Below are 20,222 nucleotides of genomic sequence, written 5' to 3' on the forward strand. Positions count from 1 at the left end.
TGCGGGTGTTTAAGCATCAAAGGCGCGTTAGCAAAGCGGTTATGTAGCGGATTGCAAATCCGTCTAGTCCGGTTCGACTCCGGAACGCGCCTCCACTTTTTTCCCTGGCCGGATGGTGGAATCGGTAGACACAAGGGATTTAAAATCCCTCGGCGTTCGCGCTGTGTGGGTTCAAGTCCCACTCCGGCTACCATGGGAAACAAAAGAATAATCAAAGCAATAAGCAGTGTCGTGAAACCACCTACGGGTGGTTTTTTTGTTTTTGTCCTTTCTACTCTCTTTAAATCTATCTCCTTATTTTTACTGTTTATTTCCCCCAGTATTTTTAATTTTGTCTTGTCTGACGCGTTCCTGCTTTGGGGTTTCGAGTAGTATCGATCATGCCAATTGCATTGAGGTACTGACGCTCGAATTGATGCCGCTAAGAGCGCCATTCTGCAGTGTGGATGAGATGGACAAAGTAGGTGTTAGCATGAAAAGGATGGTTAAATGCCAATAACAGAGTTAGATGCCAATTTTATCGAACGGCTTAAAAACATTTCAATTGATAGCGAATCTGAGCCCAACTTTTTTGAACTGGGTGGCTCCGGGTATCTTGAAAATCCAACGTCAGACTTAATCGCGCTTTTTATGGGGGCTCAGAAGACCGTTTCCCCATGGTTGCTCAAAGCATTGTTGTGCAACCTGGATACGACTCTCGATGTTGATGATATTGATTTCACTTCGCTGGAAGTTCAGAGAGAGGCTCAGACCGTTGATGGAAAGTATCTGGATATCCTGATAAAGCATGATGAGTTCATTATCGGCATTGAGCATAAGGTTCGTGCTGATACGTATAACCCTTTCCCAAGCTATGTAAATCTCATTGAGAGCTACGGTGATAACAACCAACGCGTTTATCGATGCATATTGAAGCCCGATAACAACTACGCGAAAGGTGCGGAGGGTTGGCAACTTGTCAATTATTCAGAACTGTTAACAACCGCATTGCAGCGTTTAGGCTGCGAGTTAATGAACAATCCGCTCAGCAAGTGGACTGTCTTCTATCAAGAGTTTTTAAATCATCTTAAAAATTTAAGCGAGACTAGCATGGATAGCGTATCTGACAAGAATGTAGAGTTCGTGACTGAGAACTTCAGCTCATTAATTAAGTCGGTCCAATTGCTTGAGATGTATGAGAGCGCTATGACCGAAGAAGCAAAGCTCGTGGTATCAACAGTTCTGCCAGATGTGAATATATCCGCCAGCATCAATAACTGGAAGGGCTACTATAAAGCCATTCATCTGATGCCTGGATGTTGGGGGCAGGGGAAAACCGGTGTGACCCTGGTTTATCGCCCTTCTCCTAATGAGCAAGGCGAAGCTGAGTTTTACGTCAACGGTTGGATTCACTCTGATAATTACCCAGATATTAATGCGCTCAAAGAAGAAGTGAGGCTTGCGCTAAGCACCGGGAGTTTTATTCCAACGGCCAGCCCAGAAGATTACGACGTCTCAATCACGAGCAAGGGACAGCTTCTTGAGTTGAGTTTCTGGGGTAATACGCACAGTAAAAAGGATGCAATGATTCTTCTGAAAGATATGACTACGTGGGTAGATGAACGCATCAGGGCGTAGCGGCGGTGAGTGTTTAATAACCATCTGAATGCTCATATTTCTTGATTCTCGCGACAATATTGCTTCACAGACAGAAACGGTTGCCCGAAAACGATACTTTGAGGGCAATCATTCAACAGCTTGTTCCTCTGATTCTCCCAACCCAAATTACCTGCAAAATGATACCATCCAGCGATAGTCTGATAATAACGCCACGACGGTGATGCAAAGATGATTGATCCGCATGCAGTAGGGCAGCGTAAAGCATTATGGGATGCTTTCTGTCGCGATCAGAACATAATTGAAAACAGTGCGCCGCTCTTCGATTTAGACCACGAATCTGTCGTGCGGATTCGCCAGATAGGCAAAACCGCATCCAGGAGTATTCTCTCGCGAAGTTTATCGATGGAAGAAAAGGTAATCACCGAGACCAACATCCTTATCGATGATATTTCTAACGCCGGCGAGCAGTTCGACGGACTTATTTATATGATGTTTACCCGCCAGAACGACGATGTCATGCCGCTCTATATCGGTAAAGCGGAGTCAAAAGGGCGCAGTAATCCGGTGTCCGCCAATATTAAAGATATCGCCCGCGTAAAAGACAAATTTGCCCGATGGGGAGATAACTACCAGTACCATATCGGCGATCTGAGCGCTTCTGTGCTGCCGGGACACGATGCTAAATACGTGACCTTAAAGTATCAGCACTGGGCTGAACGTCTGTTTGTTTCATATCCCTCGGAAAGGCCGCAGCTAAAGCAGGATGTTTGGTTCTGGTGCAAAGCGTGGAATAAAAATGATGTCGGTATCTGGCCCGAGTTTGGCCCAACACGATTAACGTTTCTGGAATATCTTTTGATCGGCGTAGCAAGCTCGCTATTCCCTGACGTATTGCTTAACCGTGAAGGGCACAGCCGAAGCTGATTGCCCTATATCATGCCGGGGAGTTATGTACCCAAAAACCGAATCAGGACGCTTAGGCAAATCCCTCAGGTCAAATCCTTCATAAACTCGCTACGAAAGCGTGCAATCGGGTTTTTCTTGCGTGACCAGCCGGGCTGGAAATGCTGCCAGTGCGCATCGCTGGCGGTGGCCAGCAGTTCATAATCGCCGCGCGTATCTCCCCAGGCGCGGAGGTGATAGCGGTTGAGCGGGCCATAAACAGCCTCAAGGCGATTGATTTTATGGATGCATCGGCAGTTATGGCCGACGATCCGGCCCGTCAACACGCCGTCCTTGCTCTCAAGCTCGGTGCCTATCAGCTTAATCCCCAGCTTTTCAGCAAAAGGTCGCAGGACGATCATCGGCGAGGCGGAGCACAGCGTCACTTCGGCGCCGGATGCGCGTTCTGCTGCTACCGCCATCAGCCCGGCCGGGCGCATCAGTTTTTTCCAGGTGCGCTGGCAGTAGGCTTCCGCTTTGTCCTGTACCCATTTTTCGTCGCAACCGGCGAGGAAGGTGGTGATCAGCACTTCCTTAAGCTCATCACGAGTCAGTCGGCGGCGAAAACACTGCAGTGACGGGATAACGAGACGCAGCATTTTGCGGGCGAATTTACGACGACCGAAGGCGAACTTCAGGAAGGGGATGAAGCTGTCGTGCCGGGTCAGGGTACCGTCAAAGTCAAAAACGGACAGGATCTGTTTATCGGCCTCGATTATCGTCATTATTTTTCTCGCGCTGGTATGTATAGATAAAATGTTACCACTAGCCATAGTGGAAGCAAAATATGCCCCGTTTTCTCTGCACGCCGTCAGCGCAACGTATCCCCCTTTGCACCATCACGTAACATAAACCAAGCAATTTGCTACAAAAATGCACAAAGCGTGACTATTGCATTATTTATGTACTTTATTGTTAACGAGATGTGATCCCAGCCGTAATTTCACCGCGCCGAGGCAGAGGCTTGACCCGCGCGCTCTATACTCAAAACTGTCAAATTCCAGGCAAGGGTGCGTAAAGTTGGCAACCATTTTGCTTAATGATTTGGCCTGAAAAGCGTAAGGAAACCTCGCCGTTATCAGCAGGATATTGTCAGGATGTCGTTGTTTGGTGCTCGCGCCAGTCGTTCGGCTTCACACCGTTACGCATAAACCTCTTTGCTAAGGTAGATAATAATGTCGCTGAAATTTATAAAAAGTCCGCTTTCTCTTGTGTTGGCAGGGTGTCTGGTGACGGCGTTTTCCGCCCAGGCCGATATCGTGATTGGCGTGGCAGGGCCGTTTACCGGGCCAAACGCCACCTATGGCGATCAATACTGGCATGGCGCCACCCAGGCGGCAGCGGACATCAACGCTGCCGGTGGGATCAACGGTGAGAAAATTAAGCTGGTGCAGGGGGATGACGCCTGCGAACCTAAACAGGCCGTGTCGGTGGCCAACCGCCTGGTCGATCAGGATAAAGTCCAGGCCGTCGTCGGCCATTTCTGCTCGTCTTCCACCATGCCTGCCTCAGAGGTTTATAACGATGCAGGCGTGCTCGCGATTACCCCTGGTTCCACCAACCCACTCATCACCGAACGCGGGATGAACGATATGTTCCGTATGTGCGGCCGTGATGACCAGCAGGGCGGCGTCGCCAGCGATTTCATCATCGATAAGCTGAAGGCCAAGCGCGTGGTGATCATCCACGATAAAGACACCTACGGTCAGGGGCTGGCGGATGCCACCCGCGCCGCGCTGGCAAAACGTGGCGTCAAGGATGTGATGTACGAAGGTCTGTCACGCGGGGAGAAAGACTTCAACGCCCTGGTGACCAAGATTGGCGCGCAGAAACCGGACGTGGTTTTCTTCGGTGGCTGTCACCCGGAAGCGGGCCCGTTGGTGCGCCAGATGCGTGAGCAGGGCGTGCAGGCGAAATTCTTCTCCGGCGACTGTATCGTCAACGAAGAGATGGTCACCGCTGCGGGCGGGCCACAGTATACCAAGGGCATCTATATGACCTTCGGTAAAGACCCGCGCCTGATCCCGGACGGCAAAGCGGTTATCGAGAAGTTCCGCGCCAACAAGTTTGAGCCAGAAGGCTACACCCTATACTCCTACGCCTCTATTCAGGCGATTGCTGCGGCGTTCAAAGCCACCGGTGGAGCCGACTCCGCGAAAGCCAGCGCCTGGCTGAAAGTGAATCCGGTGGAAACGGTGATGGGCAAAAAAGCCTGGGACAGCAAAGGCGACCTGAAAGTCTCGGATTATGTGGTCTACCAATGGGATGACCAGGGCAAGTACAAGGAAGTCGAGTAACGGGACGGAATCACGCTCAGTGCCGGTATGAATCCATACCGGCGCTCAATAATAGATGACACAACACGAGTGAGCGATGATGGAGACATTCTTTCTGCAACAGTTAGTCAATGGCTTGACGCTGGGTTCTGTCTACGGATTGATAGCCATTGGTTACACCATGGTCTACGGCATTATTGGTATGATTAACTTCGCGCACGGCGAAGTGTATATGATATCGGCTTATCTCTGCGCCATCGGTCTGGCGCTGCTCTCCTTTTTTGGTCTGCACTCTTTTCCGCTGCTGATCCTCGGCACGCTGGTGTTTACCATCGTGGTGACGGGGGTTTATGGCTGGACAATTGAACGCATCGCCTACAAACCGCTGCGTAACTCCACGCGCCTGGCACCGCTGATCTCCGCTATTGGCATGTCGTTAATCCTGCAAAACTACGCACAAATCAGCCAGGGTCCGCGCCAGCAGGGCGTGCCGACGATGCTCGACGGCGTGCTGCGTCTGCATATTGGCGAAGGCTTTGTGCAGATAACCTATACCAAAGTCTTTATTCTGCTGGCCTCGTTTGCGGGCATGCTGCTGCTGACCTGGATAATCGGCCATACCCGCCTTGGGCGCATGTGCCGCGCCGTACAGCAGGATCGCAAAATGGCGTCCATCCTCGGCATTAATACCGACCGGATTATCTCGCTGGTGTTCGTTATCGGCGCGGCGATGGCGGGGCTGGCTGGGGTGCTTATCACCATGAACTACGGCACTTTTGATTTCTATGCCGGGTTTATTATCGGTATCAAAGCCTTCACTGCCGCGGTGCTGGGGGGCATTGGTTCGCTGCCGGGAGCGATGCTTGGCGGGTTGCTGCTAGGTGTGGCCGAGGCGCAATTCTCGGGGCTGGTGAACACCGACTATAAGGATGTCTTCTCCTTTGGTCTGCTGGTGGTCATTCTGATTTTCCGTCCGCAGGGGCTGCTTGGCCGCCCAATTGTCGCCAAAGTGTAGGAGCCGAACATGATGCATTCAACGGCCGTACACGACGGTATTTCTCTCAAGCGCTGCGTGCTGGATACGATTTTCGCAGGCCTGGTGGCGCTGATTATCTTTGGCCCCATCGTCGGCGTGGTGCTGGACGGCTACAGCTTCAACTTTAACGGTCAGCGCCTGGTGTGGATTGTCGCGGCGGTGATGATAGGGCGTTTTGCCTTAAGCGCGCTGTCGATGACTACCGTGGGCAGGCGTTTCAGCGCGCGGTTTGAAGGCGATAGCGCTGGGGTTTACGTTCGCTCGCCGGACTATAAAAGCAGCATGCGCTGGGTTATCCCGCTGATGCTGGCGCTGGCGGTCTGCTTCCCGTTCGTGGCGACTAAATATGTGCTGACGGTGGCGATCCTCGGGCTTATCTACGTGCTGCTCGGCCTGGGGCTGAACATCGTCGTCGGGCTGGCGGGGCTGCTGGATCTTGGCTACGTCGCCTTCTATGCCATTGGCGCTTATGGGCTGGCGCTGGGATATCAGTATCTGGGGCTGGGCTTCTGGTCGATGCTGCCGATTGCGGCGCTGATGGCCGCCGCCGCCGGCGCACTGCTCGGCTTCCCGGTGCTGCGGATGCACGGCGACTATCTGGCTATCGTGACGCTGGGGTTTGGCGAAATCATCCGCCTGGTGCTCAACAACTGGCTGAGCTTTACCGGCGGCCCAAACGGCGTATCGGCGCCGCCTCCAACCTTTTTCGGCCTCGAGTTTGGCCGTCGGGCCAAAGAGGGCGGCGTGCCGTTCCACGAGTTTTTCCATCTCACCTACAACCCCAATATGAAGTTTATCTTTATCTATGCGGTGCTGGTTCTGGTGGTGCTGCTGGTACTTTACATCAAGCATCGTTTAACCCGCATGCCGATTGGCCGCGCGTGGGAAGCGCTGCGGGAAGATGAGATCGCCTGTCGTTCGATGGGGCTTAACCACGTGCTGGTGAAGCTGTCGGCGTTTACGCTCGGCGCTTCCACGGCGGGAATCGCCGGAGTGTTTTTCGCGACCTATCAGGGGTTCGTCAACCCGACTTCGTTCACCTTCTTTGAGTCGGCGCTGATCCTCGCTATCGTAGTGCTGGGCGGCATGGGCTCGACCATCGGCGTGGTGCTGGCGGCATTTGTGCTCACCGTTACCCCGGAGCTGCTGCGTAGCTTTGCCGAATATCGCGTGCTGCTGTTTGGCGTGTTGATGGTGGTAATGATGATCTGGCGGCCGCGTGGCCTGATTCGCATCAACCGCAGCGGCTTTGCCGTGCGTAAAGGAGTTGCGCCATGAGCCAGGACGTGATTCTGAGCGTTGAGCATCTGATGATGCATTTTGGCGGTATTAAGGCGCTGAACGACGTTAACCTTGAGGTTAAACGTGGGTCAATTACCGCGCTGATTGGCCCGAACGGCGCGGGGAAAACCACGGTGTTTAACTGTCTGACCGGCTTCTATAAAGCTTCCGGCGGTAACATTCTGTTCAATACCCGCAATAAAACCACCAACGTGATTCAAATTCTCGGGCAGAAATTTCAGCCCGGCGACTGGATAAACCCCGCGCAGTTCGGCCAGAGGTTGTTCTACAAAATGTTTGGCGGTACCCACCTGGTAAACCGGGCGGGGCTGGCGCGCACGTTCCAGAATATCCGCCTGTTCCGCGAAATGTCGGTGATTGAAAACCTGCTGGTGGCGCAGCATATGCAGGTCAACCGCAACCTGATTGCCGGGGTGCTCAATACGCCAGCCTATCGCCGGGCGGAAAGCGACGCGTTGGATCGCGCCTTCTACTGGCTGGAGGTGGTGGATCTGGTGGACTGCGCTAACCGGCTGGCGGGCGAGATGTCCTACGGCCAGCAGCGACGCCTCGAGATTGCTCGCGCCATGTGCACCGGGCCGGAGATGATCTGCCTTGATGAACCGGCGGCGGGACTGAACCCGGTGGAAACCCGGGCGCTAAGCAAGATTATCCGCTTCCTGCGCGAGCACCACGCGATCACGGTGCTGTTGATTGAACACGATATGGGGATGGTGATGGAAATATCGGACAACATTATCGTGCTCGACCACGGCGATGTGATTGCACAGGGAAGGGCTGAGCAAATTCAGAACGATGAAAAGGTGATCGCCGCCTATCTGGGGACCAGCGAAGATGAGGTGAGCCTATGAGCGAGCCGATGCTGGAGTTTCGCGACGTCGACGTGTTTTATGGCGTGATTCAGGCGTTAAAACAGGTCTCTTTGCAGGTCAATAAAGGCGAAACGGTCTCGCTGATTGGCGCCAACGGGGCGGGAAAATCGACCCTGTTGATGTCGATTTTCGGCCAGCCGCGCATTCGCGGCGGGCAAATTCTCTTCTGCGGTGACGATATCAGCCACAAATCGACCCACTACGTGGCCTCGGGCGGGATCGCCCAGGCGCCGGAAGGACGACGGATTTTTCCCGATATGACCGTTGAAGAGAACCTGCTGATGGGCACCATCCCGGTAGGAACGCAGTATGCGGCGGAAGACCTGCAAACCATGTTCGACCTCTTTCCCCGCTTAAAGGAACGGCGCAAGCAGCGAGCGATGACCATGTCTGGCGGCGAACAGCAGATGCTGGCGATCGCCCGCGCGCTGATGAGCCGCCCAAAGCTGCTGCTGCTGGATGAACCGAGCCTTGGGCTGGCGCCGATCGTGGTCAAACAGATCTTCCAGACCCTGCGCGAACTGGCGTGCAACGGCATGACCATTTTTCTTGTGGAGCAGAACGCACACCATGCGCTGAAACTCTCGGACCGCGGCTACGTGATGGTCAACGGCCAGATTCGCCTCAGCGGCAGCGGTGAAGAACTGCTCGGCAATCAGGAGGTGCGCAAAGCGTATCTGGGCGGGGCGTAGCGTGCTATAACAGAGCATCTTTAACTGCTGCTCGCAAAAATCATGCCTACGCTCGAAACCTTTTTAACCTTCCTTGCCGCGCTAGCGCTGCTTGAAATCTCACCCGGCCCGGACATGATGCTGACCATCGCACGCGGTATCGGTCAGGGTCGGCGTATTGCGCTGCTCTGTGTTCTGGGGAATGTCTTTATTGCCGGGTTCGTGCAGGTCTCGTTCCTGGTCTTAGGACTGGTGGCGGTGGTCTACGCCTGGCCGATGGCGTTGGATATCCTGCGCTGGGTCGGCGCGGCCTACCTTATCTGGCTCGGTATTAAGATGCTGGCGACCTCAGGCACGGATACCCGGCTGAAGCGCACCGTGCGCATCTCCGGCAAACAGGCGCTGAAAGAGGGGGCTATTAACAGTCTCACAAATCCAAAATCGGTGCTGTTTATGTTTGCCTTCTTGCCGCAGTTTGTCGACCCGGCGGTGGGGCCAATCTGGATACAGTTGCTTATCTTTGGCGTTATCCAGAAGCTTGCCGGTATCTTCTCACTGGGTAGCGTGGCGATGGCCTCCGGCAGCTTTGGGGAATGGCTCGCTAAGCATCCGGGTTTTCTGAAGTGGCAGGAACGTTTTACCGGTGTGGTGATGATAGGTCTTGGCCTGCGCATGCTGCTTGGCGGCAGCGCAATGTCGCCGGGGAAAGGGCAATGACGCTGGAGTTCAACGCCAAACTCCTGCATCATTGCGCCTTAAATGATATGCCTCATCAACAACGATAGAGAAAGAGTATGAAAACGGGACCGTTAACCGAAAGCGAACTGGAATGGCTGGACGAAACAATTGCAAAGTATGCCACCGATGCGTCAATTATTGATGTGTCTGAACTGGACGGCATGCTGACGGCGATTTTGTCGTCTCCACTGGAGATTGAACCTGCCGAGTGGATGTTCGCCGTATGGGGCGGGGCTGACCACGTGCCACACTGGGCAACCGACCGCGAGCGTGACCGTTTCGTCAACCTGACGCTGCAGCATATGAGCGACATCGCCGACCGTCTGAACGACTACCCGGACCAGTTTGATCCGCTGTTTGGTACCCGCGAAGAAGAGGGGCAGGAGCTGACCATCGTCGAAGAGTGGTGCTATGGCTACCTGCGCGGCGCGGCGCTGACCGATTGGTCCGGCCTGCCGGAAGAACAGCAGGCGGCGTTTGACTGTATTGCGCTGCACGGTGACGAAGAGAAAACGACGGCGCTGGGTGCCTTCACCGCCGAGCAGTATCTCGACAGCATCGATAGCATCAGCCCGGCCGCGCTGGCGCTGTTTGATTACTGGATGGACAATCCGAAAGAAGCACCGGTTAAACAACCGATTAAAAACGAGCAGAAGGTTGGGCGTAATGACCCTTGCCCGTGCGGCAGCGGTAAGAAATATAAGCAGTGCTGCGCAAAATAATGTTGTAGCCCGGATGAGGCGTTTACGCCGACTCCGGGAAATTCCCCGGCGTCGCGAAGCTCTGCCGGGCTACGCGGCGGTAGGCCGGATAAGGCAAAGCCGCCATCCGGCAACGTGCGCATATCTTGCCTGATGGCGCTGTGCTTATCAGGCCTACAAAATCCACATCGTAGCCCGGCGTTGGCATGCTTATCCGACCGACGGTAATAAACCCGTCGCAATCCCCGCCTGAATCAAAATCACCGCAATCCCGCAGGCAAAGACCAGCCACAGCACTGGTTTGCCGCCCGCGACGCGATAGCCGCCTTCCGGGTGGTGTTTACGGCTTTGCATCGTCAGCAGTGACGGAATAATCAATGCCAGTACCGCCAGCGCTACGCCAGCATAGCCGAGCGCCATCACGAACCCGCGCGGGTAAAACAGCGCGAAGGCCAGCGGCGGCAGGAAGGTGATGGCCCCGGTTTGCAGACGACCACGCACGCTGTTCTTACGCTGGAATAGATCGGCCAGGTAGTCAAACAGCCCTAACGCCACGCCGAGGAATGAGGTTGCCAGCGCCAGATCGGCAAACAGGTGTACCGCCAGTTCGACGTGCGGCGAGGCCACCACTTCACGGATCGCCAGCAGCAGGCCGTTCAGCCCGGAGTGCTGTTCCATCAGCGCGCTGAACACCGGAGAGTCGATGCTGCCGAGCGTGGCGAGCTGCCAGAACAGATACGCAACCAGCGGGATCGCACTACCGATAACAAACACGCCGCGCAGTTTACGAATATCGCCGTTCATATAGCTGACAATACTCGGCACGCTGCCGTGGAAGCCGAAGGAGGTAAAAATCACCGGGATTGCCGAGAGCGCCAGACCTTGCTCCAGCGGCAGCGTCAGCAGGTTTATCTTGTGGATATGCGGCAGCAGCAAGATCAACATGACGATCAGAAAGATGATTTTGGCGCTGAACAGGAAGCGGTTAAACAGATCGACCAGCGAAGTGCCAATGCAAATCACCAGCCCGCCGACGGCGGTAAACAGCAGCACGCCGAGTGACGGCGGCATCTCCATACTGAACCACTGGCTCAGGCTGGAGGCCAGCAGTTCGCCTGCGCCGCTGATGTAGGCCGCGGTCAGCGCATACATCAGGAACATCATGCTAAAGCCGGTTGCCCACTGGCCGTAGCGGCCGAGGTAGCGGAGTGCCAGCGTCCCCAGGCCGGTATCGGCAGGTACGTGCTGATAGACTTCAAGCAGCAGCAGGGCGGTATAGCACATCAGCGCCCATAGGCCCGCAAGCAGCAAGACGGTGACGCCAAAGCCCACGCCCGCCGATGCCAAAGGCATCGCCAACATTCCTGCGCCGATCGTGGTGCCGGCTACGATTAAAATACTCCCCAGGGTACGGTTCTTCACGCTTTCCTCTACTGCAGAACAGATTAACGACCAAAGATGTCGCGCAGAGTATGTGAAACCTGCAGGCTCGTCAAATCTGAATTACAGTGGCTGTACACTATTATTTACGATTTATAGCGAAGTAATAAAAGCTGCGCTAGCGCAAAACATGCAAAGTAAATGCAGTTTATGGTGGCGTTTTTTACAGGAGGAATAATGGAATCCATTCACGGTCATGAAGTTCTGAATATGATGATTGATTCAGGCGAGCAGTACAGTATTGAAAGTCTGGAAAAAGCTATTCATGCGCGCTTTGGCGAGCAGGCGCGTTTTCATACCTGTTCAGCGGAAAATATGAGTGCTGCCGAACTGGTCGCGTTTCTGCATAAGAAAGGGAAGTTTATTCCGCAGGAATCAGGCTTTACGACGACGGAAAGTAAAATCTGCCGCCATTAATCGGCAGCGGCGTGAAATACGCCGCTGCACGAACATTAATTTTGCGTATCGAGCGTGGCCAGCTCTTTATCAATAAAGTACAGGCCTTCACCGCTTTTACCCGCCAGCGTCAGCTTATCGATAACGGATTTAAACAGCTTCTCTTCTTCGTGCTGCTCAGCCACATACCACTGCAGGAAATTAAAGGTCGGATAGTCCTGATTGGTCATTGCTGAATGAGCCAGTTCATTGATTTTACTGGTAATAAGCTGTTCATGCTCGTAGGTCACGCGGAACAGTTCGTCCAGTGACGCATATTCGGCAAACGGTGTCTGAATGGTGGCAATACGCGGCAGGCTGCCGGTATCGGTCAGGTAATCAAAAAGGCGCTGCATATGGGTCATCTCTTCCTGTGCGTGGCGGCGTAAGAAGGCCGCAGCCCCTTCAAAACTATTGAAGCTACACCAGGCGCTCATCTGCTGATACAGCAGAGAAGAATAGAGTTCGAGATTCATCTGTTCATTTAATTTCTCGATCATTGCCGCTTTAAGCATGTTTTCGCTCCTGGAAAAATACGTTACGAGTTAATTACAGCGGCACTATAAATTGTTATTAATTTATTTGCAAAAGGTAAATATAAAAACATTTATTTAATAATGCGAATGGGAATAAAACGCATTGGCATAAATATAACGGTTTATTTTTATTGTTATATTAACGCCGGAATATACCGGCGCGCATTTAATAATAGGCGGCGGAGGTGGGCACGTTGGCAATACCGCGGCACTGATACTGCAAGGTGATGTGCTCGTTCAGACACAGCGAACCGCTGGTGGTCGTGCAGGTGGTGATGGGCTGGCCGTAGGAAAAGGCGGTGGCATACCCTATCTGCTGGCAGGCCTTATTGGCCTCGGACTGGGCGAGGTAGTTATCGGTTTTTGCATTCTGCAACATCGCCTGGCCGTAGGTCAGACGGATGATGCCGCTGTTAGCATCAACCTGGCTTACGCTCGCCGCACGGGGTACGGTACAGGCCGTCAGAGCCAGGAGGGCGGGAATAAGAATGAGGCTTTTCATCAATTCGCTCTGCGCAATAATCGTGATCTCATTGTAGCCGTCACCCCTGACCGCAATCCTTTGAATAGCCGCTATAACCTGGGGTTAATCCTTTTGTGACTCGTAAATCGCCTTAAACTGCAGGTGCAGCTCGCAGAACAGAGTCACCAGCGTCGGGTCAAAATGGCCGCCGGCGCTGCTGACGATAATTTCGTAGGCGCTTTCATGCGAAAAACTTGGCTTATAGACACGCTTTTGCCGCAGGGCATCGTAGACGTCGGCCAGGGCCAGAATACGAGCCTCCAGCGGGATCTCCTCTCCAGCTAAGCCTTCGGGATAGCCGGTACCGTCCCATTTTTCATGGTGATAGTGAATCAGGTTTTCCGCCACTGACCCCAGAACCAAACCCTGGACAATACGCCAGCCTTTAACCGCGTGCTGTTGGATCTGTTTAAACTCATCGTCGGTCAGCTTGCCTTTTTTTCGCAGAATATGTTCAGGCACGGCAATTTTGCCAATATCGTGCAGGGAAGCGAAGGTCTCCATATCGCGGATCTGCTTCGGCGGTAGCTTGAGCGCGCTCGCCAGCAGGCTGCAATAGGCTGCTACCCGGCGAATATGGCACCCGGTCTCATCATCATGGACGTGGTTAATTTTCTCCATCGCCTCCACAATGCTGCGGTTAATTGCCCGGTTCTTATTCATATGTCGCCACATCATCAGCATCAGGCTAAGAATAAAGAACAGCAGGGCCAGCAGCCCGGCGCTGATAATCTGCAATGCGTTTTTACTCAGCGAGGTGGATGCCGCGACGTTGGTCGGCGGCGTGAGTTGGTGGCGATAGCTGGAGATCAGGTGCACCTGAGTGAGCAGCGCGTACAGCGGGTGAGCAAGATTGACCCAGGTACCAATCTGGTAGCTGGAATGGGTCAGCCCGGCAACCTTCAGCGCGCCACGAAACAGATCGCTACCGCGCAGCGCCTGCTCCAGCGAACTGAGGTCGCCAAGGATATAGTCAATGTGGTTGCTATCAATGGCGTCCAGCAGTTCATCTATCGACGCTCGGGCAATCAGGGTGACATCGGTGCCGAACCGTTGACGCAGATAGTAGGCGGCAAATGAGCCGCGAATCACCCCCACGCGCTGATAGCGAACCTGCTCTTCATCGAGAATAAACGGGGCGCCAGCCTTGTTGTAATAGGCGTTGTACCAGTTCACCAGCGGGCCCACTAACCCCTCCATCTGCGCGCCGTCACGGACATCAATAATATCGGCAAGATGGATAGGCCAGTCTTCATTTTTCATTCTTATCATGTAGTTATCAACAAACTGTACGTCGACGTTGATATTCAGCAGGTCACGTAAATCGTTCACCATACTGATCGCGCTGCCGTGATAACCCTGGTTGTCTTTCCAGATAATGGGCGCGAAGTTTTCATTCTTTGGCAGCCACAGGGTGAGCCGGTTTTCCTGCAGCCAGGCGCGCTCTTCAGGCGTGATGGTGAGGAAATGACGGAAGTACTCAAGCTGGCTTTGTTCCTCCAGCGCCTGCAGTTTTCCGCTTTGCAGCCATTCGTTGATCAACTGATTGATGTTGTCGCGTAGCGAAATCAGCTCAGGGCTGATACCAAATGAGGCGGTAATGCGCAGCGAGTCAAACGGGCGGGAGAGGGTGTAGTAAAACTGCGGGCTACCGATTTCCCTGTCTTCATTAATATAGAAATCCGCACCGCCGCTGCGCAGGATCTGCAGCGCCTCTTTACTGCTGTCGACTTCAATAATCTGCTGGAACTGCAATGCAGGAAAGGTTTCTCTCACCAGCGCCTGCGTAGGGTCGCTACGGCGAAAAATGACCCGTGCATTATTGATGTCAGTGATGGATTTAGCCTGGCGAGTGATGCTGGCGGCGACGATGGAATTTTCAAGCAGTCGGGTCGATAGAATGGTGCTTTTCAGATGGTCTTTGGTTTGCAACACGCTGGCGTAGAGGCCATAGTCACGGTGGTTAAAGCGTTGCTCAAAAGTCGTACCATCGATTGGACGCAGCGTCAGGTTGTAGCCGTAGCGTGCATTAATGGCGTGCAGTAATTCCGGGTAGAAGCCCTGAAATTGCCCGCGCGCATCGCGCCAGAACTCGAAACTATCGGCATCGAGTATCCATACGGGGATAGGGGCCGCCGCCCGGATCTTTTGCGGCGGAGCCGCATGGGCGCGGGGTAGGCAAATTAGCAGCAGGGACAGTAGAACAAGGAGACCCAGCGCGCGTCGAAGTCCTCGGCAGTCTTGTGTCACAAATCAGTTCCTTTGTAGTGACTATTTCATCCGTTGAAACACTTACAAACAAAAGGGGCTCTTTGCCCTGCTATCCAGTCTAGTCGACCATTCACCCTGGTGATAGTAAAAAAATAATGGATTATGTAAGGTTTTATCAGCGGGCGCGGATAAAAATGTGACCTCATCGGTAAAAAACAAAACATCTTTTCATAAAATTTGAAAGTGTGTTTGTCTGGTAGTAAGGTGAACTGACTAATCGTACGACTGCGGGTAAGCCGCTTAGCTTTCAGGAGAGGAAAGAATGAAAATTGCACTGATGATGGAAAATAGCCAGGCCAGCAAAAACGCGACTATTCATCATGAGTTAAAAGCCGTTGCCGATGAAAAAGGCTTCCCGGTCTATAACGTGGGTATGAGCGATGAGAACGATCATCACCTGACCTATATCCACCTGGGTATTATGGCCAGCATCCTGCTGAACTCCAAAGCGGTTGATTTCGTGGTCACCGGCTGTGGTACCGGCCAGGGCGCGATGATGTCTCTGAACATTCACCCAGGCGTGGTCTGCGGCTACTGCCTGGATCCAGCAGATGCTTTCCTGTTTGCTCAGATCAACAACGGTAACGCGCTGTCTCTGGCTTTCGCTAAAGGCTACGGCTGGGGCGCAGAGCTGAACGTTCGCTACATGTTCGAAAAAGCGTTCACCGGCCGTAACGGCGAAGGCTACCCACCAGAGCGTAAAGAGCCTCAGGTGCGTAACGCCGGTATCCTGAACCAGGTTAAAGCTGCGGTAGTGAAAGAAAACTATCTGGACACCCTGCGCGCTATCGACCCAACGCTTGTGAAAACCGCCGTTTCCGGTCAGCGTTTCCAGGAATGCTTCTTTGAAAACTGCCAGAACAAAGAGATTGAAGCCTTTGTTCGCGAGATGCTGGCATAAGCCTCACGCTCGACGGTTAAATAAAAACCCACGCTATGGCGTGGGTTTTTTGTTTGCACAGCTTACTGTTCCACTTTCTTCGACACCGCGCTGCCCGCATCCCGCGTTAAGTGCAGCGTATCAATCATCCCCACCAGACAGATAAGCGCAATAAAGATGAACGCCAGCCGGAAGCTGATACCCGGCACGTCGCTAAGGCTGAGCAGGGCGCTAATCTTCTCTCCTAACCGTATGCCGATGGCCCCAAGCGTTATGCCAAGGCCGATAGCCAGTTGGCTAGCCGTACTGAACAGCGTATTGGCGTAGCTCATCTGGGCGGAGGGCACATCGGCAAAGGCCAGGGTGCTGACGCCGGTGAACTGAATCGAACGGAAGACGCCGCCGAGATACAGCACCAGCATAATGACCCACACCGGCGTTTGCGGGGTTAAAAAGGCGCAGGCGACCAGCGCAATCACGTTCAGCGCGCCGTTGAGCAGCAGCAGGCGACGGAAGCCCAGCTTACGGATAAGCGGCGTGGTGGCAGGCTTAATCGTCAGGTTACCGACGAACACCGCCAGCACCAGCAGGCCGGAATGGAATGGGTCCATACCGAAACCGACCTGGAACAGCAGCGGCAGCAGGAACGGCACGGCGCTGATGGAGGCGCGGAACAGCGAGCCGCCGTACATGGTCACCCGGAACGTGGGCACCTGCAGTGCATCCATGCGGATCATCGGTGACGGGCTGCGGCGGAAATGGCGCAGGGCGTAATAGAAGGTCGCGCCACCAATAACCAGCAGTGCGACGATTAATCCGCCCTGCATTTTTTCTGCTCCCAGCAGCTCCATGGCATACACCAGGCTCACCATCGAGACTGAGGTCGCCACAAAGCCCGGCAGGTCGAAAGGCCGACGCTCATCGTCGCGAATGTTCGGGATGATACGCAGCGCCAGCAGAATCGCGATGATGCCTAGCGGCACGTTAATAAAGAAGATCCAGCGCCAGTCGGCGACCTTGGTGATAAACCCGCCCAGCGGTGGCCCGATGATCGGTGCGATGAGCGCGGGCCAGGTCAGAGTGGCGATGGCGGTAATCAGCAGGTGCTTAGGCGTGGTGCGCAGGACGGCAAGTCGCCCGACCGGCACCATCAGCGCGCCGCCGACGCCTTGTAAAATTCGCATCGCCACGAAACTATGGGCGCTGGTCGCCAGACCGCAGAAGACGGAGGAGACGGTGAAGATCGCCAGCGCCAGACTGAAGATCGTTCTGGCTCCGAAGCGATCGGCAATCCAGCCGCTGGCAGGGATAAGCACGGCGAGGGTGATCAGGTAGGCGCTGATGCCGATGTTCAGGTCAACGGCTTCGACGCCAAAGGTTTTCGCCATATCAGGAAGGGCGGTGGCAATCACCGTGCCATCCAGGAACTCCATAAAGAATGCACCGGCCACAAGCAGCGCAGCAGGGGATACCCCGCGGCTCGCCTGGGCCTGGAGAGGCTCACTCATTGTTGTTTTACCCTATCAAAATAATTTATAAAATTTATAGCTTTTGTAGATTTGGTAAGTGGTAGATTTCTATAACAAATTTTTTATAAATTTAACGCAATCGATAAAAATAGCGTGATTCAACTCTCAAAACGGTTGATTTTTGTGATGGTGGTCATATTATGTGCGTAAAGACAATAACACCTGCATAACAAACCGGAGCATCAACATGAAACAGCGCATGCGTAAAATCCTCAAAAGCATGTTTGAGAACTACTGCAAAACTTTCAAAGACGTACCGCCAGGCGCTATGTTCTGATAAAAAAAACCTGCCACGGCAGGTTTTTTTATCTTCTGCGAAAGTAGGTTACTATTACGCTCCGCAAAATAGGAGCAAAAAATGTCTCAGAACCTGACCCCGAACGATGAACTGGTATCCGATGTCGTGGCCTGCCAGCTCGTTATCAAACAGATCCTCGACGTTATTGACGTTATCGCCCCGGTTGAAGTCCGTGAAAAAATGGCGAGCCAGCTGAAAACCATCGATTTTACCACCCATCCGGCAGGGGCCGACCCGGTGACGATGCGTGCGATTCAGAAAGCGATTGCGCTGATTGAGCTGAAGTTTACGCCACAGGACGCAACGCACTAATACGCGGTGAGGTATCAGGGCAGAGCGCCCTGAATAGGTCTGAAATAAGGGCGGCGACCCGCCCTTATGAATTCAATTAATGATGTTGTTGAGAAACGACATTCAGCAGATGCTGATCGGTTTGCTGAATGCACAGGCCGGCTTTACGCGCGCTGCGAACTTCATCCAGAATTGTCTTCAGCAAGATACCATCCTGTTCCTGTTCTTCTTCCAGTGCGTTCAGGAAACTCAGGGTGCTATCGTCATGAAGCACTTTCGCTTGTTCAGTTAATTCTGACAACGTAGACGCACGCTGGTGGTGGTCTTCGAGGGTTTTAAGGAAAAGATCTTCGAGGGTGGCACATTTATCGTCGCAAGTTTCAAAAGCCTTAACCACCGGATAAGCGCCAGATTTCTTCATATAATCGAACACCCGCATCATCTGCGTTACGCTGGATTGTGCCCGTGAACGTAGAAACGTCGCGGTTCCATTCAGCCGATGTTCTGAGCACCACTCGCTCAAACGCAAATAATGATTAGATGCAGAAAATTCAAGATTCATCTGTGCATTAAGCTTTTGAACCATTCCTGGAACTGCCATACAAATATCCTTATTACTGGTAGGAACGACACGCGTGACATCGCATAGTTGGTAATAGCCGCTAACCATGCGCTATTTCCGCGTTTGAGTGTGACTACATATTACCTGTAGTCCTTGCGTCCGACCGGGGGATATAATATCGCCTGGTCGAATAAAAGAATACTCTTAGTATGGATATAAGAAAAGTCTCACGAACTGCTTTTTACGTTTCGTTACAACCTATATAGTGAATAACTAATAAGGAAAGAAAGTATTCTTGTAACGCTATGATTAATAGCGAATATAACGAAGATGTATATTCTCTGTAAGGCTTTGTTAACATAAGAAATTGTTATTGCAGTGTGTGCACTTAAAAGTGTGATCGTGATCTTGTTTTTATTGCGGAGTCAGGTCGTAACGCATGATATACGTATTATTTACTATGAATGGCATTTTACGAATAATAAATGCTAACTAAATCGCGTATTTTCAGATGGCTGTATTAAATATCAGAATGATGTTCAATTTGTTTTAGATCATTTTTGGTATTAGCAGGCTAGAGGATTATGTTCTCGGTAATAAAAAGTAGGTAAAGTCCTTCCCCTTTCGTCGCTTCAGGGAAGACTCGTTGATTTGAAATGACAGGAGTTAAAATGAAACAGGTTGCTGTACTGCTGGCCCCGGGTTTTGAAGAAGGGGAAGCGATTGTCACTATCGATATTCTGCGCCGTCTGCACATCGGTGTTGAACTGGTGTCGTGCGCCGAATCTCGCGCGGTCGTGAGCTATCACGATATTCCAATGGTCGCCGACGCGACGCTGGCAGAACGCCTCGATACGCTGTATGACGCGGTGGTTCTGCCGGGCGGCCCACAGGGAAGCGTGAATCTGGCGGCGAATAAAGATGTCGTTAAATTTATCGCCGCTCATGATGCGGCTGGCAAACTGATCTGCCCAATCTGCTCTGCGGCAGCACGTGTATTAGCGGGTAACGATCTGCTGAAAGGGCGTCGTTACGTCTGCTCCGGTGATTTATGGCAGGACGTGAAAAACGGCGAATACGTTGATGCGCCGGTGGTGGAAGATGGCAACCTGATCAGCGGCAAAGGCTTCGGTCACGTCTTTGATTTCGCCTTTACCGTTTCTGCTCGCCTGCTGGGTGACGAAGCGCCGGTACGCGACCACGCCGATCATATCTATTACCGTTGGTAATACTGCGCGAATGCCTCCCAAAGGGATTTTCCCGCTGCTGATATAGAGATATCTGCTATTCCCCCGCGTGAATTGTCTGACAATTCACGCG

The 20,222-nt window shown here is 53.0% G+C and carries 21 protein-coding genes, 2 tRNA genes and 1 pseudogene; 16 read left to right on the top strand and 8 right to left on the bottom strand.

Features of this window, described 5'->3' with window-relative positions:
- Positions 1-21: 21 nt before the first annotated feature.
- The 4 genes from ACLGE8_RS13715 to ACLGE8_RS13730 all read left to right on the top strand — a co-directional run bounded on the left by ACLGE8_RS13715 (position 22) and on the right by ACLGE8_RS13730 (position 2,523).
- A tRNA-Cys gene (locus tag ACLGE8_RS13715) sits at positions 22-95 on the top strand.
- An 11-nt stretch (positions 96-106) separates the two neighbouring features.
- Positions 107-193, top strand: a tRNA-Leu gene (locus ACLGE8_RS13720).
- A gap of 296 nt (positions 194-489) precedes the next feature.
- Positions 490-1,617, top strand: a complete 1,128-nt coding sequence (locus ACLGE8_RS13725; RefSeq protein ID WP_410999224.1) for a PD-(D/E)XK nuclease family protein — start codon at positions 490-492, stop codon at positions 1,615-1,617.
- A gap of 210 nt (positions 1,618-1,827) precedes the next feature.
- Positions 1,828-2,523 carry a hypothetical protein gene (locus ACLGE8_RS13730; protein ID WP_410999226.1) on the top strand — a complete coding sequence of 232 codons (696 nt, stop codon included), beginning with the start codon at positions 1,828-1,830 and terminating at the stop codon, positions 2,521-2,523.
- Positions 2,524-2,588: 65 nt separating this feature from the next.
- On the opposite strand, the gene ACLGE8_RS13735 is transcribed toward ACLGE8_RS13730, so the two are convergent.
- Positions 2,589-3,266 (bottom strand): HAD family hydrolase, encoded by a 678-nt coding sequence (locus ACLGE8_RS13735; RefSeq protein WP_410999228.1) that lies wholly within the window; start codon positions 3,264-3,266, stop codon positions 2,589-2,591.
- 450 nt (positions 3,267-3,716) lie between these two features.
- Between ACLGE8_RS13735 and ACLGE8_RS13740 the strand changes: the two genes are divergently transcribed.
- The 7 genes from ACLGE8_RS13740 (at position 3,717) to ACLGE8_RS13770 (ending at position 10,158) form a co-directional block, all read left to right on the top strand.
- The gene (locus tag ACLGE8_RS13740) at positions 3,717-4,838 is read left to right on the top strand and encodes a branched-chain amino acid ABC transporter substrate-binding protein (protein WP_410999230.1); all 1,122 of its coding nucleotides are present in this window, start codon (positions 3,717-3,719) and stop codon (positions 4,836-4,838) included.
- Positions 4,839-4,917: 79 nt separating this feature from the next.
- Entirely contained in the window at positions 4,918-5,832 is a 915-nt protein-coding gene (locus ACLGE8_RS13745) for an ABC transporter permease subunit (protein ID WP_410999331.1), read from the top strand.
- 12 nt (positions 5,833-5,844) lie between these two features.
- Positions 5,845-7,131 (top strand): high-affinity branched-chain amino acid ABC transporter permease LivM, encoded by a 1,287-nt coding sequence (gene livM / locus ACLGE8_RS13750; RefSeq protein WP_410999333.1) that lies wholly within the window; start codon positions 5,845-5,847, stop codon positions 7,129-7,131.
- Entirely contained in the window at positions 7,128-8,006 is an 879-nt protein-coding gene (locus ACLGE8_RS13755; protein ID WP_185669411.1) for an ABC transporter ATP-binding protein, read from the top strand. The genes livM and ACLGE8_RS13755 overlap by 4 nt, the downstream gene beginning before the upstream one ends.
- The gene (locus tag ACLGE8_RS13760) at positions 8,003-8,719 is read left to right on the top strand and encodes an ABC transporter ATP-binding protein (protein WP_410999232.1); all 717 of its coding nucleotides are present in this window, start codon (positions 8,003-8,005) and stop codon (positions 8,717-8,719) included. Before ACLGE8_RS13755 ends, ACLGE8_RS13760 begins: the two co-directional genes overlap by 4 nt.
- Before the next feature lie 42 nt (positions 8,720-8,761).
- The gene (locus tag ACLGE8_RS13765; protein ID WP_410999234.1) at positions 8,762-9,415 is read left to right on the top strand and encodes a LysE family translocator; all 654 of its coding nucleotides are present in this window, start codon (positions 8,762-8,764) and stop codon (positions 9,413-9,415) included.
- Positions 9,416-9,492: 77 nt separating this feature from the next.
- Complete coding sequence (locus tag ACLGE8_RS13770; RefSeq protein ID WP_410999236.1) at positions 9,493-10,158, top strand: YecA family protein; 666 nt, start codon at positions 9,493-9,495, stop codon at positions 10,156-10,158.
- Positions 10,159-10,347: 189 nt separating this feature from the next.
- Here ACLGE8_RS13770 and tyrP read toward each other — a convergent pair whose 3' ends face one another.
- Positions 10,348-11,559 (bottom strand): tyrosine transporter TyrP, encoded by a 1,212-nt coding sequence (tyrP, locus tag ACLGE8_RS13775; RefSeq protein WP_410999238.1) that lies wholly within the window; start codon positions 11,557-11,559, stop codon positions 10,348-10,350.
- A gap of 195 nt (positions 11,560-11,754) precedes the next feature.
- Between tyrP and ACLGE8_RS13780 the strand changes: the two genes are divergently transcribed.
- Positions 11,755-11,994, top strand: coding sequence for a YecH family metal-binding protein (locus tag ACLGE8_RS13780; RefSeq protein ID WP_410999240.1), 240 nt, complete (start codon positions 11,755-11,757; stop codon positions 11,992-11,994).
- Positions 11,995-12,029: 35 nt separating this feature from the next.
- Here ACLGE8_RS13780 and ftnA read toward each other — a convergent pair whose 3' ends face one another.
- The 4 genes and pseudogenes from ftnA to ACLGE8_RS13800 all read right to left on the bottom strand — a co-directional run.
- Positions 12,030-12,527 (bottom strand): non-heme ferritin, encoded by a 498-nt coding sequence (ftnA, locus tag ACLGE8_RS13785; RefSeq protein WP_410999242.1) that lies wholly within the window; start codon positions 12,525-12,527, stop codon positions 12,030-12,032.
- A 187-nt stretch (positions 12,528-12,714) separates the two neighbouring features.
- Positions 12,715-13,050 carry a YecR family lipoprotein gene (yecR, locus tag ACLGE8_RS13790; RefSeq protein WP_410999244.1) on the bottom strand — a complete coding sequence of 112 codons (336 nt, stop codon included), beginning with the start codon at positions 13,048-13,050 and terminating at the stop codon, positions 12,715-12,717.
- 84 nt (positions 13,051-13,134) lie between these two features.
- A complete protein-coding gene (locus tag ACLGE8_RS13795; RefSeq protein WP_410999335.1) occupies positions 13,135-14,406 on the bottom strand; it encodes an HD domain-containing phosphohydrolase in 1,272 nt (423 codons plus the stop codon).
- 168 nt (positions 14,407-14,574) lie between these two features.
- Positions 14,575-15,321 (bottom strand): annotated as a pseudogene (locus tag ACLGE8_RS13800) (transporter substrate-binding domain-containing protein); the annotation flags it as partial.
- Positions 15,322-15,604: 283 nt separating this feature from the next.
- Between ACLGE8_RS13800 and ACLGE8_RS13805 the strand changes: the two are divergent.
- Complete coding sequence (locus tag ACLGE8_RS13805) at positions 15,605-16,243, top strand: RpiB/LacA/LacB family sugar-phosphate isomerase (RefSeq protein WP_410999246.1); 639 nt, start codon at positions 15,605-15,607, stop codon at positions 16,241-16,243.
- A gap of 62 nt (positions 16,244-16,305) precedes the next feature.
- On the opposite strand, the gene ACLGE8_RS13810 is transcribed toward ACLGE8_RS13805, so the two are convergent.
- On the bottom strand, positions 16,306-17,730 hold the full coding sequence (locus ACLGE8_RS13810) for an MFS transporter (RefSeq protein ID WP_410999248.1): 1,425 nt from the start codon (positions 17,728-17,730) through the stop codon (positions 16,306-16,308).
- 208 nt (positions 17,731-17,938) lie between these two features.
- On the opposite strand from ACLGE8_RS13810, the gene azuC reads away from it, so the two are divergent.
- Positions 17,939-18,028 carry a stress response protein AzuC gene (gene azuC, locus ACLGE8_RS13815; RefSeq protein ID WP_015963980.1) on the top strand — a complete coding sequence of 30 codons (90 nt, stop codon included), beginning with the start codon at positions 17,939-17,941 and terminating at the stop codon, positions 18,026-18,028.
- Between the two features lie 81 nt (positions 18,029-18,109).
- Complete coding sequence (locus ACLGE8_RS13820) at positions 18,110-18,361, top strand: DUF2766 family protein (protein WP_185669423.1); 252 nt, start codon at positions 18,110-18,112, stop codon at positions 18,359-18,361.
- 76 nt (positions 18,362-18,437) lie between these two features.
- Here the strand turns inward: ACLGE8_RS13820 and ACLGE8_RS13825 are convergent, their stop codons facing one another.
- Complete coding sequence (locus ACLGE8_RS13825; protein WP_410999250.1) at positions 18,438-18,941, bottom strand: non-heme ferritin-like protein; 504 nt, start codon at positions 18,939-18,941, stop codon at positions 18,438-18,440.
- Positions 18,942-19,573: 632 nt separating this feature from the next.
- Here ACLGE8_RS13825 and ACLGE8_RS13830 point away from each other — a divergent pair.
- On the top strand, positions 19,574-20,131 hold the full coding sequence (locus tag ACLGE8_RS13830; RefSeq protein ID WP_410999252.1) for a DJ-1/PfpI family protein: 558 nt from the start codon (positions 19,574-19,576) through the stop codon (positions 20,129-20,131).
- The last annotated feature ends 91 nt before the right edge of the window (positions 20,132-20,222 follow it).

The sequence above is a fragment of the Kluyvera sp. 142486 genome (assembly GCF_046569695.1).
In the GTDB taxonomy this organism is placed as follows: Bacteria; Pseudomonadota; Gammaproteobacteria; order Enterobacterales; family Enterobacteriaceae; genus Kluyvera.